A 15,084-nucleotide genomic window follows, 5' to 3' on the forward strand; every position below is an offset into this window, starting at 1 on the left:
GGGTTCGGCCGATCCATGGTGCAATGCAGCGCGAGGCTTGTCCCATGCGGTTGGTCATGGGCAAGCGCGCCCGCCTTTCTGCAACACCAACAACCCATACCAACACCCGCCTTCCCCCGCCGTATCATCCAGGCCCCTTTCCCCGCCGGAGTCCCGCCATGTCCCTCGCGCAAACGCCGCTGAATGCCCGCCACCGCGAACTGGGCGCCAAGATGGTCGATTTCGGCGGCTGGGACATGCCGCTGCATTACGGTTCGCAGATCGACGAGCACCACATCGTTCGCCGTAGCGCCGGGATGTTCGACGTCTCGCACATGACCGTGGTCGATTTGCACGGGAACGGCTGCCGCACCTTCCTGCGTCATCTGGTCGCAAACAATGTCGACAAGCTCAAGGTGTCGGGCAAGGCGCTCTACACCTGCATGCTGAACGAGCAGGGCGGCGTGATCGACGACCTGATCGTCTACTACATGACGGAGGACTACTTCCGCCTGGTGGTCAACGCCGCCACGCGTGAGAAGGACCTCGCGTGGATCAACCGGCATGCGCCGGCGCACGGCGTGAGCGTGACCCAGCGCGCGGACCTGGCGATGGTGGCGGTGCAGGGGCCGCAGGCACGCGAAGCGGTGCTGTCGCTGCTCCCGGAGGGCGATCGCGCGCGAGTCGCGGCGCTCGGCCGGTTTGCGGCTGCAGAAGCCGGCGACTTGTTCATCGCCCGCACCGGCTACACCGGCGAAGACGGCTTCGAGGTCATCGTGCCGGCGGTCGCCGTGGTGGACTACTGGAATGCGCTGCTCGGCGCCGGGGTCAAGCCCTGTGGCCTCGGCGCGCGCGACACCCTGCGCCTGGAGGCCGGCATGAACCTGTACGGCCAGGATATGGACGAGCAGACCAGTCCGTTGGAAGCCAACCTGGCCTGGACCATTGCCTTCGATCCGGCCGACCGCGACTTCATCGGCCGCGGCGCCCTCGACGCCCAGCGCGCCGCCGGCGTCGCCCGCGCGCTGATGGGCCTGGTGATGGACGAGAAGGGCGTGCTGCGCCACGGCCAGGTCGTGCACACCGCGGCCGGCCCTGGTGAGATCCTCTCGGGCACCTTCTCGCCCACCCTGGGCAAGGCGATCGCCTTCGCACGCGTGCCTGCCGCCGCCGCGGACACCGCCCAGGTGGACATCCGCGGCAAGCTGGTGCCGGTGCGCATCGTCAAGCCGGTGTTCGTGCGCGACGGCAAGGCGGTGTGAGGGACGGTGTTGGTGTGGGTTATTGGTGTTGGTGGCAAAGCCGGAGTGCCGACAGCCTGTGGGAGCGGCTTCAGCCGCGATCCTGTGCCGGTGGCCGCCAGCGAAGATCGCCGACGGAGTCGGCTCCCGCAGGCTTGCAGCAAGCCTGCGAGTGCTGCCCTTCAACCAACACCAAAACCAGCAACCAACACCAGCCTTTGTTATCCTCACGGCCCCTTCCCACTGCCCCGCAAGCCCATGAGCGAGATTCCCGGCGACGTCAAATTCCTGAAGTCCCACGAGTGGGCGCGCAAGGAAGCGGATGGCACGGTCACGGTCGGCATTTCCGACCATGCCCAGGGCTTGCTGGGCGATCTGGTCTACGTCGAGTTGCCGAGTGTTGGCGACCACGTGGATGCCGGGTCTGGTTGCGCCGTCGTCGAGTCGGTCAAGGCCGCCTCGGACGTCTACAGCCCGATGTCCGGCACCGTGGTGCGGGTCAACCAGGCGCTCAGCGACAAGCCGGAGACGGTCAACGAGGACGCCTGGGGCGAGGGCTGGATCTTTGTCATCAAGCCGGACGACGCCGCCGAATACGACGAACTGCTGGACCCGGACGCCTACCAGGAACTGATCGACCAGGCCTGAGCCCGCCTGGCGTCCGATCCGCCGCGCGGGCGCGTCCCGGCGTGGCGCTGCTGCCGTAGAACGATTAACATTCCGCGCCTTGTCTGCCGGTGCCCGTTTCGGGGAGAAGTTACTGATGCGCTCTTTGATTGAATTGGTGCTCGCGATCGTGGTCACGATCGTGGTCCTGCTGTTGATCGGGTTGTTCCTTCCCGGCGGTGGCCATGGTCACGTCGAGCGCTCGATCATCATCGAACGGCCGCCCAGCCACGTGTTCGATGTGCTGAACAGCTTCAAGCGTTTCAACGAATGGTCGCCGTGGGCGAAGAAGGATCCGGCCGCGAGCTATACCTTCAGCGGCCCCGAACTGGGCCAGGGCGCGTCGATGACCTACGCCGCCAACCAGGAAGTCGGCTCCGGCCAGTTCGAGATCATCGAGAGCACGCCGACCTCCATCGTCAAGATGATCCAGCGCGTCACCGGCGGCCGCACCGGCACCGTCACCTTCGACATCGGCACCACCGACCTCGGTGTGAAGGTCACCTGGAAGTACGATGTCGAGCTCGGCGGCAACCCGATCGAGCGCATCAAGGGCAAGTACCTCGATTCCACTCTCGGTGGCGACTACCAGTACGGCCTGATGCGCCTGAAGGCGCTGATCGAGTCGAGCGCCTACGCGCGCGACTACAGCGACATCACCATCACCAAGCAGCAGGTGCTGGCGGGCCCGGCGCTCAAGCTGGCCGGCCTGGTCGAGGTCTACAGCTCCACCGACTTCCCGGACCTCAACGCCGGCGTCGCCGACACCATGAAGAAGCTGGGGGCCTTTGTCGACCGCAACCAGCTGAATGTCACCGGCCCGGCGCAGGTGCAGGTCACGCTGAAGGAGCGTTATCGCCTCGGATACACCGTGACCCTGCCGGTGGACCGCAACGATGTGCCGATGCGCGACGATGTCGAAGCCGTGCAGTCGCTCGGTGGCGAAGTGCTGGTGGCCGAACACGTCGGCGAGCGTCGCAAGAGCAACGTGACCTTCGAGAAGCTGCAGGCCTACGCGACGGTCCACGGTCTGCTGTTCGACACCACGGCCAAGCCGGTCGAAGAGTTCCTGCCGGATCGCGAGGCACCCAAGGCGCCGGGCGAGGAAACTGCGCCGGCGGCGGATGCGTCTGCGGCCCCGGCAGAAGGCGCGCCGGAAGAGCCGCTGATGCTCGAAGTCACCCGCGTCTACCTGCCGCTGGGACTGCCGGTGGTCGATCCGCTGGCGGCGCCGGCGGACGGCACCGCGCCTGCCGAAGCGGCCGCGCCGGCGCCCGCCGGCGGCTGAGACAGCGCTTCCAGGTTGTCCCCTCGACGCCCGGCCCTGCGCCGGGCGTCGTCATTTGCGAGGTCCCGAACGTGAATGCAGCCGACTTTCCCGCCCCGACACTCGACGACCTGTGGCGCGCCGCCGAGCGCATCGCGCCGCATGCCGCGCGCACGCCGGTGCTGCGCAGCGGCAGCCTCGATGCCGAGACCAGCGCCGAACTGCTGTTCAAGTGCGAGAACTTCCAGCGCATCGGCGCCTTCAAGTTCCGTGGCGCCTGCAATGCGGTGTTCGCGCTGGACGAGGCCAGCGCAGCGCGCGGTGTCGCCACCCATTCCTCCGGCAACCACGCTGCAGCGCTGGCGCTCGCGGCGCAGCTGCGCGGGATCCCGGCGCATGTGGTGATGCCGGAGAACACCGTGCGCGTGAAAGTGGAGTCGGTGCGCCGATTGGGCGCGCAAATTGTCTTCTGCGCGCCGACCAACGCCGCGCGCGTGGAGACCCTTGCGCGGGTGGTGGCGCAGACCGGCGCGGTCGAAGTGCACCCGTATGCGAATCCGCGGGTGATCGCGGGACAGGGGACCGCGACCTTGGAACTCGTGCGCGAAGTCGGCCGGCTGGATGCGGTGATCGCGCCGGTCAGTGGCGGTGGCTTGCTCGCCGGCACCGCGATCGCCGCGCGCGGGCTGTGTCCGGGCGCTGAGGTCTTTGGCGCCGAGCCCGAAGGCGCGGACGACGCGGCGCGCAGCTTTGCGACCGGCTCCCTCCAGCGGAACGAGCGCGTGGACACCATCAGCGACGGCCTGCGTGCCGACCTCGGCGCCCCGAACTTCGCCATCCTGCGCGGCGCCGGCACGCGCATTCTGACCGTCAGCGATGCCGAGACGCTCGCCGCGATGCGATTGATCTACGAGCGCCTGAAGATCGTGGTCGAACCGAGTTGCGCCACGCCGCTGGCGGCGATCCGCAAGTATCCGGCGCACTTCGCCGGGCGCAGGGTCGGCGTGATCCTGTCGGGCGGCAATGTGGACCTGGATACGCTGCGCTTCACCTGAGCCTGCGCGGTTCGTGGGCCGGTCAAACACGGAGACGCAGAGGACGCGGAGGAGAAGCAGAGAGCGCTGGAGCAGAAGTGCGAGATGGAGCACTGCGTCGCCGCAGTTGAAGCGCAGATGGTTCCGTTCAGTTGCTCTCTGGCTTTTCTCCGCGCCCTCTGCGTCTCCGCGTTTGACCGGTGGGTAACCGATCAGGACATGCAACCGCGCGCGTCCTGCGGGTCTCCATCGCGGAAATCCCAACGGAGACCCGCGATGCGCCCCTGCTTGCCGATCCTGCTGCTCGCCAGCACGCTTTCCCTGCAGGCGAAGGCCGAGACCGACGCCTTCGCCTACCGGCCCGAGCGCGCACCCGCGCCGGGGACGGTCTGGCACTACACCAAGTCCAACATCGACGGCAGCGAGCCCTGGCACCTGGACGTCTATTTCGCATCGCCGACGCGCATCGACGTGGTCAAGTGGGCGCCGGGCGGCAGCGACTTCGTCGAAGTGACTGCCGACATCGACCCGGCGCGCGCGATGCCGGTCAACCTGCAGCAATGGAACACGACCATCGAGGGCCGCGCGCCGCGCCTGTGGGCGAATAACGCCGCCGACACGCTGACCGTGCAACTGGCCGGCGGGCCGCAGTTCGCGCTGGCCACCCACGGCCAGCCGCTGCACCTGTGGGGCTTCGACCTGATGGGCCTGGCCTTCATGCTGCCGCATCTCGCCGACCCGACGCGCGCTTTCGAACTCGAAGTCGTCGATCCCAACCGGCCGGGTACCGGCGACCAGCCCTTCGCCCAGGGAATCGCGCGCTTCGAGCCGGCGGGCGTGGAATCCATCGACGGTGTGGCGGCGCGCCGCTATCGCATCGTTGGCGCCGTGTTCGGCGAAACCAGCGGCTCGCTGTGGGTGGACAAGACCAGCGGCCGGCTGCTGCGCAGCGAGCACCCGGTGCCGACCAGCACCGACTGGAAGGACTGGAAACTGAGCGCCAGCGGCAGCGAGCGCATGGATGGCAACCAGTGGGAGAACTTCAAGCTCGGCCTGGCGAAAGCCCTGCCGCGCGGCGAGGGCTGAGGCCCGCTACAGGCCGCGGGCCGCACACAGCCGGGCGATCTCCGCCCGGTGGTCGACCAAGTCCTCGGACTCGATGGCGAACACGCCCATCGGGCCGACGCTGAACTCGATCCAGTGCAGCGGCACCTGCGGCAGCAGGCGCCTGAGCGCGCGCTCGGCCTCGCCGACCTCGACGATCAACAGCCCGTGCGGCGCCAGGTGCGCCGGCGCATCGCGCAGGATGCGCAGGCAGGCGTCGCAGCCGTCGGCGCCCGAGGTCAGGCCGAGTTTCGGTTCGTGGCGATACTCGCCGGGCATCGCCGCGTACTCGGCATCCGTGATGTAGGGCGGATTGGACACGATCAGGTCGAAAACCTCGCCTTCCAGCGCGGAAAACAGATCCGAGGGGACCAGCCGCAGGCGCTCGTGCAAATCGTGCAGCGCGACGTTCTCTGCCGCCAGCGACAGCGCTTCCGGCGAGAGGTCGGCGCCGGTGACCTGCCAGTCCGGACGGTGCATCGCGATGCCGATGGCAATCGAACCGCCACCGCAGCACAGGTCCAGTACGCGCTCCACCGGGCGCTCGCCGAGGTAAGGCTGGAAGCCGTGCTCGATCAGTTCGGCGATCGGTGAGCGCGGCACCAGCGCGCGCGCGTCGCTCTTCAGCCTGAGACCGGCGAATTCGGCGCTGCCGATCAGGTAGGCCGCCGGGATGCGACCGGCGATCCGCCTCTCGATCAGCGCACAGGCGGCGGCGATCTCGTCGTCCAGCAGGCGAGCGGACGCGAACAGCGCCGGCGATTTCGGCGGCAGGTGCAGCGCGTGCAGCACCAGCGAACGTGCCTCATCGAGCGCGTTGTCCTCGCTGTGGCCGATCAGTACTTTCGATAGGCGCAAGCGCGCCGTGCCCCAGCGGACCACGTCGGCGAGCGTGCGCAGGCCCTGGGGCATCGCGGAATCTGGAGGAATTGGCATGGCCGCACGATAGGTCTTGTCCGCAAAGGACGCAAAGGACGCAAAGAGGAGCGCAAGCAGGCTGGCGTCTGGCTTCCGCGCGGCGCTGAGTGCTTCGAGGCCTTTGCGCCCTTTGCGGGCGGAAATGGCGACAAGCCCCTGCGCGGTCGTCGGTCGATCAGTCGCCCACCGCGCCGCCCGGCAACTCCGAACGGTACTGGATCACCTTGTCGACCTCGGCATCGGAAAACTCCACCAAGATCTGCGCCGCGGCGCCGAGCAACCCATGCAGGGCGGCCTTCAGCGCGCTGGCATCCACCGCGCCCACGCGCCAGGCGGTGAATTCGAAGCCGCCGTCGGCGCGTTGCAGCAGCGCGTACTGCGGCAGGGCGAAGGGTTTCAGCGCGTGAGTCACGTCGATGTTGTTGACCCAACTGCCGTCGGCGCAACGGAAGCGCACCGGCGCGCGGCCGGACAGGCCGGCCAGCACCCATTCGCCGCCGCGCTGCTCCAGCGCGGCGAAGTCGCCGGTGCGGTAGCGTAGCAGCGGCAGGCAGAAGTTGAAGCCGCCGGTCAGGGTGATCTCTCCGCGCTCGCCTGGCGGCAGTGGTTGCCCTGACGGATCGACGATCTCGACGGCCATCCGCGGTTGCAGCAGCACATGCGCGTCGAGCGCCGGATCGTAAGCGGCGATCGGCCCGGCCTCGTTGAGCGAGTACACATCCAGCACCGGGCAGCCGAAGCGCTGCTCCAGCGCCTGGCGCAGACCCGGCAGCAGCGTCATGGAGGTGCTCAGGATCGCGCGCGGCCGGTGCGCAAACCCGCTCTCCAGCAGCGCCGCCAGCGACAGCGGATCGCCGGTCATGACCTCCGGCTGCAGCGCGTCGATGTAGGCGCCGCGATTCGCCGGATCGCGCCAGTCGCAGGGGTGCAGGTTGATCTTGGCCAGGCCGCATTCGCCGCGCTGCGGCGAGACCGAGACATAGGTGAAGCAGCGCTGCTGCCAGCCCACCAGCATCACGCCGACATCGCCCGGGCCGCTGGCCAGTTCGATGCCGCGGCGCGCCAGCGCGCGTTCGTGGAAGGCGAGGTAGCGCGCTGCCACCAGCGGGTGCGAGGCGATCAGCAACGGTTGCCCGGTGGTGCCGGTGGTGCGGAAATTGATCAGCCGGTCCAGCGGTTGGTCGTCCGGCACGAAGGGTGCGATGTCGCGCGCCAACGTGCCGCGGTCGATGGTCGGCAAATCCGCCAGCGCCCCCGGCGGGCTGCCGTAGCGGCGGTAGTGCGGCACCCGCGCGAGTGCGTCGGCGAGGTATGCGCGCAGCCACGCCGGCATCGGCGCGCTGCGCGGGTCGACCACCGCTGCGCGCACTTCGGCCGCGAACGCCAGCACCTGCGGGACTTCTTCAGGCAGCAGCCGGTGGCCGCTTTGGTTGCGGTAGATCGGCGCGCAGGGGTGTTCGCGCAGGCGCTCGAGCAGCGCTGCGCCGGCGGTCGTCAGGCCTGGGAATCGGGTGCTGTCATCGGGATCGTCGAAGTCCACGTCGCTCACTCCCGCGACCACTTGTCGGCGGATTCCTCGGCGGCCTTGCGTGCCAGCGCCTCGCGGATCTGCTGCGCGCGTTCCTCGGCCGCGCGGCTGGCGGCGGCCAGGCGCACGCGCTCACGGCTGCTGACCGCCAGCCAGCGGTCCTCGGCGACGTTTGCGCTCTCGCCGGCCGGGCGCAGGCCGGCGCTGCGCAGCGCCATTCGCGACAGCTCCTCGCGGCGCTCATCGTTGTCGATGAACTCGCGCGCGGCGGTTTTCTCGGCCAGTTCATTGGCCTCGTCGTGCAGCAGGCGGATCAGTTCGCCGGCGCCGATGCGTCCCACCAGCGCCGGGTCCATCAGCAACCAGCACAGGATCTGGGTCAGCATCCGCGGATTGCGTTCCTTCGCGCGGTCGCGCCCGGCGAAACGCGCGATCAGCTTGGCATCCACGCTGACGCCGTGTGCGGCAAGCAGATCGGCCACCAGCGCAGGCACGTGCACGCTGCCCTGCGCTCCGATGCGCGGCTCGGCAAGAAAGGGCGTCGGCGTGTCGATCAGCCGGCGCGTCAGCTGTTCCAGCGGCGGGCCTTCCTGGTTCATGCGCAGTCCCGGGCGCGCGCGGTCGCGCCATCTGCCGGTGAGTCTACGCCGCGCGCGAACTTGCCCGACACCTGGGTGCTCGGACAGTCCGCGCAGGCGCTGGCGCAGCGGGCGCGGCGGGCCGCTCGCCACAGCGGTGGCAGGCCGCCGAGGTCGTCGATATCGAGCACGTCGACGCCGTACTCGGCCGCCGTGAATGCGCAGGGCGCGATCCGGCCAAGTTCGTCGACGAACAGGAAATCACTGCCCGGATCGCAGTCGGCCACCGGCCACGGGAGGGCGCTGACCGCCGCCTGCAGCCGCGCGAAATACTGCGCGTCGCCGGCCAGGATCACACCCTGCGCCGACAGCCGCGCGCACAGCGCTGGCAAGTCGCGCTGGAAGGCGGCGAACTGCGCCGGCAGCACCGACTCGCGCGCGTGGAACTCCGGCCGGTCGCGACCACCGAGCAGGTTGACGCTGATCTCGTCCACGCCCGCGTCCGCCAGGTCCGTGGCGAGCGAGTCGAAGTCGCCGATGGTCGAGCGCATCAGCACCACGTTGGCGCGCAGCCGCACCGCGGCGCCGGCCAGCGCCCGCTCGCGCGCCAGCGCGCGCAAGCCAGCGAGCACCTGCGCGGCGCCCCCCGGCCAGCCGCGCAGCGTATCGTGGCGCGCATCGGCCGCGTCCAGGCTGAGGGTCAACTCGTCGAGGTGCTGCAGCACGCGGGCGCGCTCCGCCGCGCTGGCCAGCGTGCTGCCATTGCTGGTGGCGCTGACGCGAATGCCCGCCGCGCGCGCCCGCGCACTCCAACCTGGCCAATCGCGCCAGCGCAGCGGCTCGCCACCCAGCCAGCTGAGCAGCACGGGCCGGTGCTGTGCGGCGGTTGTCAGCAAATCGAGCAGGTGCATCAGCCGCGGCGCGTCCAGGCGCTGACGCGCAAATCCCAGCCGCCGGTCGTAGGCGCAGAAACCGCATGCGAGGTTGCACGCGGTGGTGATGCGACAGACGACCACCCATGGGCCCACCCTCGCGCCGGTCACGCCGTGCCTCGTCTGGCGCATGCCGCGCTAAGGAGCGGACGGTGCCGGAAACAGCTCCGGCATCCGTTCGCGCAGTTCGGCCGGGCTCAAATGCACCGGCCAGCCGTTGACATGGGTGCGCACGGTCTCGTGGTGGCGCGGGTGCTTCCAGTGCGTCGGATGCAGGGCGGGCGCGGTGCACTCCGAGTCTTCCGCGCAGGCGCCGCAGCAGGACCAGACCCAGCCGCCGCGATTGCAATATGCGTCGGTGTAGCTGCCGCACAGGCAGTCGTCGTCGTGGTATCTCCAGTCGCCGTTGTGCTTCATGCGTTGGCTCCGCGGCGGTTGCTCGGCTGCATTCGAGCACCGCCGCCGCGGCGGCACAAGCGCCGCGACCCTAGAGCGACCAGCCGAGGCCGAACAACAGTTCGGTGCGTGCGTGGTTGTCCCGCGCAAGCTGGTCCGGTGCGTGGAGCCAGCGGAGGGACGTAGGGCTGGTGTCGTGGACCTCGGTCTGACTCCCATGTGTGAAAATCTCTCATCGGGGGATAACCCGTCATCAGCACCAGTTCGGGATGCCGTCGAGCGGATCCCCGCAGGAACGGCTGCCAGCCAGCGGCCTGCCAATGGGGACAGGGTGTGCGTTCCAGCGTGGCATTGGCTGGATCCGGCGTCCTCGCCGTCGGACCCGGCCTCCAGCAGACTCATGCCGGAGGTGCAGCCCCAGTCGCTGCCAGCTGCCAGCGAATCTGCACCCTGCTGATCGGCCGGCCTGCTGCCAGGTCAGCTGGCTTCTCTCGCGCCTACAGGCCCACTTGCCGCTACATCCCGCATGTCCGGTTCGGCCCTTTGCGCGCTGCGCCTGGCAGGTGTCCGAGAGTTCAATCAAGGCATTAAGAACTGGCGGTTCGAATCGCGCGCCGCGCGCAAACGCCGATGAGCCACCCATGGAACTTTCTGCGCGTCCCGGATGCCAATCCTTTGCATTTTCCGCAACCCGCCGAGACCCCATGCAAAAATCACTCGCTGTTCTCGTCATCGTGTCTGTGGTCGGGTCGGTTCCGGCCCTCGCCCAAGTGCCGTCGGGCATCAGCGGCGCCTGGTACAACCCGGCGCAGAACGGTCACGGCGTGTCGATCGAAGTGCTCGACGCCGGTCGCGCGATCGCATTCTGGTATGTCTACGACCGCGACGGCCGCCCGGTGCACCTGTACCTCGATGGCCGCATCGAAGGCCAGCAGATCCGCGGCACCGCCTACGCCGGCAGCGGCATGCGTTTCGGCGCTTTCGACCCGGCGAGCTTCAACCTCGATACCTGGGGCCAGGTGGAACTGGACGTGCATTCCTGCCGCGACCTCACGCTGCGCTATGCCGGGCAGGGCGCGCTCGGTGCCGCCTTTGGCAGTGGCGAAGTGCACTTGCAGCGGCTAGTGCAACTGCGCGGGCTGGGCTGCGATTACGACCGGCTGCCGGAGGGGCTGTATCAGGGCAGCTACGCCACCACCCGCCCGAGCGGGGCGGCCGAACTGGTGGCCGCGGTCGATGAAGACGGCCAGCTCTGGGCTACCGCGCCGCGCATCCGCGGGCCGCGTTTCGTCAGCCAGGAGCAGGCGCCGCCGGTGATCCTCGGCGAGCCGCCAGTGCTGCCGGCGCCGGGACTGGACCTGCACGCGCTCGGCAACACCGGGTTGGACGACGAGAGCGCGGCCTTTCCGGGCGAGTCCTACGAGAATCGCGTGGCGATCCAGGTGTTCGGCCCGCTGCAGTTCGATGCGGCGATCCGCGATTCGGACTGGTTGAGTGCCGTCTCGCTGCGCCGGGATGCATCGCGCAACCCCACGCTGGTGCAGCCGGCGCCCTTGCAGTCGCTCGTCAACCGCGAGTTCCAGTTCAGCGCACTCGGGCAATTCGTCGACGACAGCTACCGCCTGGTGTTCCAGGACAACCAGCGCATTTGCCTGACCCGCAATGGCGGCGCCTGCGAATGGACCGGCAGCCTCAGCATCCGCAACCTCACCACCGCGTTCTTCGACTTCGACATCCAGCCGGTCGCTGGTTTGCCGAACTTCGAAAACCGCCCGCCGATCCACGGCCGCGGTTGGGCCGAACGCGATGCGCAGGGTGGGATCAGCCGGGTCGTGCTGGTGGGCGGCGACGGCCGGAACGGCCTCGGCATCGTGGCCAGCGCGGTGCCTGGGGGTAGGACTGCGGGGGGGGACAAGGTGGGACCACACTAGACCAGCTTGCTTCCGCGGCGCGCCGCGAGATCCGTCGGCGGCTCGAAACTGTCCGCCCGCGCCTCTGCCCAGAAGCGCTGGAACACCGCGTGCTGCGGCACGCGGTCCAGCAGTTCCCCGGGTTGCAGGAAGGCGTACAGCGAAGCCAGCGAGCGCACTTCGTCGGCGGTGACGCGGCGGATGATGTGCTCGGGGCCGAGTTGCGAGGGGTGCTCCAGGCCAGCGGCGGCGATCAGTTCGGCCAGCGCGCGCAAGGTGTTCTGCTGGAAGTTGGCGACCCGTTGCGCCTTGTCGGCCACGTCCAGCGCGCGCCAGCGACTGGCGTCCTGGGTGGCGACGCCGGTCGGGCAGTGGTCGGTGTGGCAGGCGCGCGACTGCAGGCAGCCGAGCGCGAACATGAAACCACGCGCGGCATTGCACCAGTCGGCACCGAGCGCGAGCGTGCGCGCGATGTCGAAGGCGCTGACGATCTTGCCGGCGGCGCCGATGCGGATGTGCTGGCGCAGGTTCAGCCCGACGAGCGTGTTGTGCACCAGCATCAGCGCCTCGCGCAGCGGGGTGCCGACATGGTCGGCGAACTCCATCGGCGCCGCGCCGGTGCCGCCCTCGCCACCGTCGACGACGATGAAGTCGGGCAGGATGCCGCTCTGCTGCATGGCCTTGGCGATGCCGAACCACTCCCAGGGATGGCCGATCGCGAGCTTGAAGCCGACCGGCTTGCCGCCTGACAGTTCGCGCAGCTGCTGCACGAATCCGAGCAGGCCGAGCGGGGTGTCGAAGGCCGCATGGCTGGCCGGCGAGACGCAGTCCTGGCCCATCGGTACGCCGCGAGTGGCGGCGATCTCGGCGCTGACCTTGGCCGCCGGCAGCACGCCGCCGTGGCCGGGCTTGGCGCCCTGCGAGAGCTTGATTTCGATCATCTTGACCTGCGGCAGCGCTGCGCGCTCGCGGAATTTTTCCGCGCTGAACACGCCGGCGCGCTCGCAAGCGCCGAAGTAGCCCGAACCCAGTTCCCACACCAGGTCGCCGCCGCCCTCAAGGTGGTAGGGCGAGATCGAGCCCTCGCCGGTGTCGTGGTAGAAGCGTCCGCGCGCGGCGCCCAGGTTGAGCGCGCGGATCGCATTCGGGCTGAGCGCGCCGTAGCTCATCGCCGAGATGTTGAACACGCTGGCCGAATACGGCTGCGCGCACTGCGGCCCGCCGATGTCGATGCGGAAATCGTGGCCCTGCGGATGGGCCGGCCGCAGCGAGTGGTTGATCCACTCGTAGCGCGGCGCGTAGACGGCCAGTTCCGTGCCGAAGGGGCGGGTTTCGCGTTCCTGCTTCGCGCGCTGGTAGACGATCGCCCGCTGCTCGTGCGAGAACGGCACTTCCTCGTGCGCGCCCTCGATCAGGTACTGGCGCAGCATCGGCCGGATCGCTTCGATGAGCCCGCGCAAATGGCCGGCGATCGGGTAGTTGCGGCGCAGCGAATGGCGCCGCGCGTTGAGGTCGGCGATGCCCAATGCCACCAGCGCGGCGCCGGCGAGCGCCAGCCACCACGCGCCGCTCAGCAGGCCGGCCACCAGCGCAAGGATGCTCGCGGCCAGCGCCCACCAGCGCACGCCGGGCAGGTTCACGCGGCGGTCCCGGTCGCGTCGATGCCCGCCAGGAAGCCGGCGATGGCGGCGCTGACCGCCTCCGGCGCCTCGATCGCGCTGTTGTGGCCGCAGCGCGGCACGCGCACCAGTTTCGCGCCGCGGATCTCGCGCGCCAGCAGTTCCGCCTCGTGCGGCGGTGTGGTGCGGTCTTCCTCGCCCACCAGCACCAGCGTGGGGCAGCGGATGTACTTCAGTTCGCCGGTCACGTCGGCGCGACCGACCACCCCGCCGACCGGCCCGACGATGCGTCGCGGCAGCGATTGCACATGGTGGATCCAGCGCTCCAGCTCGGCACGCCGCGCCGGGTCGTTGCGGAAGCTGGGGCCGAACATCACCGGCAGCACCGCGCCGACTAGCGGCCCCGGACCGAACAAGGCGCAGACCGCCTGCATGGCGCGGTAACGCATCCGCCGCGCCAGCGGCTCGGCGGTGGCGCTGGTGCTGAGCAGGGTCAGCGAGCGCACCAGTTCCGGGTAGCGCGCGGCCAGACGCAGACCGACGAAGCCACCCATCGACAGTCCGATGAAGTGGCAGGGTGTGCTCTGCGTGCTGCGGATCAGGTCGACCGCATCCTCGGTCAGGGTGTCGAGGTCGTAACCGCCGGCGGCCGGTGCCGAATCGCCCTGGCCGCGATGATCGTAGGCAATCACCCGGTAGCGGTCCTCAAGCGCGCGACGCTGCGGCTCGAACATGTGCTGGTCGAACAGCAGGCCGTGGGCGAACACCACGGTCTGCGCGCCTTGACCCGACTCGACGTAGCTCAGGTCGATCCCGTTGGCGGTGGCGGTCGGCATGCGCGGGCTCCGGACTGCGATGCCCCCGAGCATGGCCGAGAGCCGCATGGCGTGGAAGCGCCTGCGGCATCCCGTTCAACCGCGGTTTCGCCTCGCAGGCAGCGCGATGCAGCGGCTGGTCACTTTTTCGACTTGGCAGGCTTTTCCGGCTTGGCCTCTTCCAGCAGGAAGGTCAGGCGCAGGGTCACGCGGTAATCGACCACCTTGCCCTTCTCGACCACGACCTTCTGCTCCGACACCCAGGCGCCCTGGATGTGCTTGATCGTCTCCGAGGCGCGGGCGATGCCGTGGCTGATCGCGTCCTCGAAACCCTTGGTCGACGAGGACGAGATCTCGATGATCTTGGCGACGCTCATGGTGCAGTCTCCTGGCTGGATGGACACGGCGCCGGTTGGCGCGCACCAAGGCATTGTAAGCAACCGTGCGCCGCGCGCCGCCTTCCGCGGTTGATCGCGGTCAACGTCGCACCAGGCCGGGTCCGATGTGATGGTGCGGACGCCGCGGCAGGGGATGGGCGATGAGCGGACAACGGTACTGCGAGCAGTGCGGCGCGGCACTGGCGCCGCAGCTGCGCTTCTGCGAGCGCTGCGGCGCACCCGTGCGGGTAGCGGGTGCCGGCGGGGTGCCAGCACCGGCGACGACCATCGCCACAGCGCCGTCGCCCGCGGTCACTGTGACGGAGCCGCGGGCCGCGGTCCAGCCGACAGCGGTGGTGCGGACGCCCGCGGGCGGAATGCGGCCCGCGATCGTCACCGCGGCCTTGCTGGCGATGCTCGGATCGGCGGGTGCGTGGTGGCTGCTGCGCCCGGCGCCGCCGCCACCGCCGGGCGCCGGTGTCGACCTGGCGCCGTCGGCTTACGACGAACTGCCGGGGCAGCTCTCACCGCTGCCACCGCAGCCTGCCGAGGCGCCGCCGCTGCCGGACGATCCGCTGGCGCAGGCGCGCGCGCGGCGCGAGCGGGCCTATGACCGCTACACCCGCATCGCCATCGGCGAGATCGATGGCGACATCGCCGCCGCGCGGCGCGAATTCCAGGACGCCGATGCGGCGTTGAAGGCGCTGGAATCGCGCTGAA

Annotated in this window: 15 protein-coding genes; 7 read left to right on the forward strand and 8 right to left on the reverse strand. The window is 69.5% G+C overall.

Annotated elements, in window-relative coordinates:
* Positions 1-158 precede the first annotated feature (158 nt).
* The 5 genes from gcvT (at position 159) to IPK27_08810 (ending at position 5,273) form a co-directional block, all read left to right on the forward strand.
* On the forward strand, positions 159-1,241 hold the full coding sequence (gcvT, locus tag IPK27_08790) for a glycine cleavage system aminomethyltransferase GcvT (protein MBK8067715.1): 1,083 nt from the start codon (positions 159-161) through the stop codon (positions 1,239-1,241).
* 237 nt (positions 1,242-1,478) lie between these two features.
* Entirely contained in the window at positions 1,479-1,868 is a 390-nt protein-coding gene (gene gcvH, locus IPK27_08795) for a glycine cleavage system protein GcvH (GenBank protein ID MBK8067716.1), read from the forward strand.
* Positions 1,869-1,983: 115 nt separating this feature from the next.
* Complete coding sequence (locus IPK27_08800) at positions 1,984-3,174, forward strand: SRPBCC family protein (protein MBK8067717.1); 1,191 nt, start codon at positions 1,984-1,986, stop codon at positions 3,172-3,174.
* 71 nt (positions 3,175-3,245) lie between these two features.
* On the forward strand, positions 3,246-4,208 hold the full coding sequence (locus tag IPK27_08805) for a pyridoxal-phosphate dependent enzyme (GenBank protein ID MBK8067718.1): 963 nt from the start codon (positions 3,246-3,248) through the stop codon (positions 4,206-4,208).
* A 255-nt stretch (positions 4,209-4,463) separates the two neighbouring features.
* Positions 4,464-5,273, forward strand: coding sequence for a hypothetical protein (locus IPK27_08810; protein MBK8067719.1), 810 nt, complete (start codon positions 4,464-4,466; stop codon positions 5,271-5,273).
* Positions 5,274-5,279: 6 nt separating this feature from the next.
* Here the strand turns inward: IPK27_08810 and prmB are convergent, their stop codons facing one another.
* The 5 genes from prmB to IPK27_08835 form a co-directional block, all read right to left on the reverse strand.
* The gene (prmB, locus tag IPK27_08815) at positions 5,280-6,203 is read right to left on the reverse strand and encodes a 50S ribosomal protein L3 N(5)-glutamine methyltransferase (protein MBK8067720.1); all 924 of its coding nucleotides are present in this window, start codon (positions 6,201-6,203) and stop codon (positions 5,280-5,282) included.
* Between the two features lie 181 nt (positions 6,204-6,384).
* Positions 6,385-7,749 (reverse strand): AMP-binding protein, encoded by a 1,365-nt coding sequence (locus tag IPK27_08820; GenBank protein ID MBK8067721.1) that lies wholly within the window; start codon positions 7,747-7,749, stop codon positions 6,385-6,387.
* 5 nt (positions 7,750-7,754) lie between these two features.
* Complete coding sequence (locus IPK27_08825) at positions 7,755-8,336, reverse strand: hypothetical protein (protein MBK8067722.1); 582 nt, start codon at positions 8,334-8,336, stop codon at positions 7,755-7,757.
* The gene (locus IPK27_08830) at positions 8,333-9,379 is read right to left on the reverse strand and encodes a radical SAM protein (GenBank protein ID MBK8067723.1); all 1,047 of its coding nucleotides are present in this window, start codon (positions 9,377-9,379) and stop codon (positions 8,333-8,335) included. Before IPK27_08830 ends, IPK27_08825 begins: the two co-directional genes overlap by 4 nt.
* A 6-nt stretch (positions 9,380-9,385) precedes the next feature.
* Entirely contained in the window at positions 9,386-9,664 is a 279-nt protein-coding gene (locus tag IPK27_08835; GenBank protein MBK8067724.1) for a hypothetical protein, read from the reverse strand.
* 749 nt (positions 9,665-10,413) lie between these two features.
* On the opposite strand from IPK27_08835, the gene IPK27_08840 reads away from it, so the two are divergent.
* A complete protein-coding gene (locus tag IPK27_08840) occupies positions 10,414-11,574 on the forward strand; it encodes a hypothetical protein (GenBank protein ID MBK8067725.1) in 1,161 nt (386 codons plus the stop codon).
* Here the strand turns inward: IPK27_08840 and IPK27_08845 are convergent.
* The 3 genes from IPK27_08845 to IPK27_08855 all read right to left on the reverse strand — a co-directional run bounded on the left by IPK27_08845 (position 11,571) and on the right by IPK27_08855 (position 14,364).
* Entirely contained in the window at positions 11,571-13,193 is a 1,623-nt protein-coding gene (locus IPK27_08845; protein ID MBK8067726.1) for an FMN-binding glutamate synthase family protein, read from the reverse strand. The genes IPK27_08840 and IPK27_08845 overlap by 4 nt on opposite strands.
* The gene (locus tag IPK27_08850; GenBank protein MBK8067727.1) at positions 13,190-14,008 is read right to left on the reverse strand and encodes an alpha/beta fold hydrolase; all 819 of its coding nucleotides are present in this window, start codon (positions 14,006-14,008) and stop codon (positions 13,190-13,192) included. The genes IPK27_08845 and IPK27_08850 overlap by 4 nt, the downstream gene beginning before the upstream one ends.
* 119 nt (positions 14,009-14,127) lie before the next feature.
* On the reverse strand, positions 14,128-14,364 hold the full coding sequence (locus tag IPK27_08855) for a dodecin domain-containing protein (GenBank protein ID MBK8067728.1): 237 nt from the start codon (positions 14,362-14,364) through the stop codon (positions 14,128-14,130).
* 161 nt (positions 14,365-14,525) lie between these two features.
* Between IPK27_08855 and IPK27_08860 the strand changes: the two genes are divergently transcribed.
* Positions 14,526-15,083, forward strand: coding sequence for a zinc ribbon domain-containing protein (locus tag IPK27_08860; protein MBK8067729.1), 558 nt, complete (start codon positions 14,526-14,528; stop codon positions 15,081-15,083).
* The last annotated feature ends 1 nt before the right edge of the window (position 15,084 follow it).

Source organism: Rhodanobacteraceae bacterium (assembly GCA_016713135.1).
In the GTDB taxonomy this organism is placed as follows: domain Bacteria; phylum Pseudomonadota; class Gammaproteobacteria; order Xanthomonadales; family SZUA-5; genus JADKFD01.

What these genes read in the sequence shown, in the direction of transcription:
- gcvT (MBK8067715.1), top strand. Translation starts at nt 159, where the DNA reads ATGTCCCTCGCGCAAACGCCGCTGAATGCCCGCCACCGCGAACTGGGC.
- gcvH (MBK8067716.1), top strand. Translation starts at nt 1,479, where the DNA reads ATGAGCGAGATTCCCGGCGACGTCAAATTCCTGAAGTCCCACGAGTGG.
- IPK27_08800 (MBK8067717.1), top strand. Translation starts at nt 1,984, where the DNA reads ATGCGCTCTTTGATTGAATTGGTGCTCGCGATCGTGGTCACGATCGTG.
- IPK27_08810 (MBK8067719.1), top strand. Translation starts at nt 4,464, where the DNA reads ATGCGCCCCTGCTTGCCGATCCTGCTGCTCGCCAGCACGCTTTCCCTG.
- prmB (MBK8067720.1), bottom strand. Translation starts at nt 6,203, where the DNA reads ATGCCCCAGGGCCTGCGCACGCTCGCCGACGTGGTCCGCTGGGGCACG.
- IPK27_08825 (MBK8067722.1), bottom strand. Translation starts at nt 8,336, where the DNA reads ATGAACCAGGAAGGCCCGCCGCTGGAACAGCTGACGCGCCGGCTGATC.
- IPK27_08830 (MBK8067723.1), bottom strand. Translation starts at nt 9,379, where the DNA reads ATGCGCCAGACGAGGCACGGCGTGACCGGCGCGAGGGTGGGCCCATGG.
- IPK27_08835 (MBK8067724.1), bottom strand. Translation starts at nt 9,664, where the DNA reads ATGAAGCACAACGGCGACTGGAGATACCACGACGACGACTGCCTGTGC.
- IPK27_08850 (MBK8067727.1), bottom strand. Translation starts at nt 14,008, where the DNA reads ATGCCGACCGCCACCGCCAACGGGATCGACCTGAGCTACGTCGAGTCG.
- IPK27_08855 (MBK8067728.1), bottom strand. Translation starts at nt 14,364, where the DNA reads ATGAGCGTCGCCAAGATCATCGAGATCTCGTCCTCGTCGACCAAGGGT.
- IPK27_08860 (MBK8067729.1), top strand. Translation starts at nt 14,526, where the DNA reads ATGAGCGGACAACGGTACTGCGAGCAGTGCGGCGCGGCACTGGCGCCG.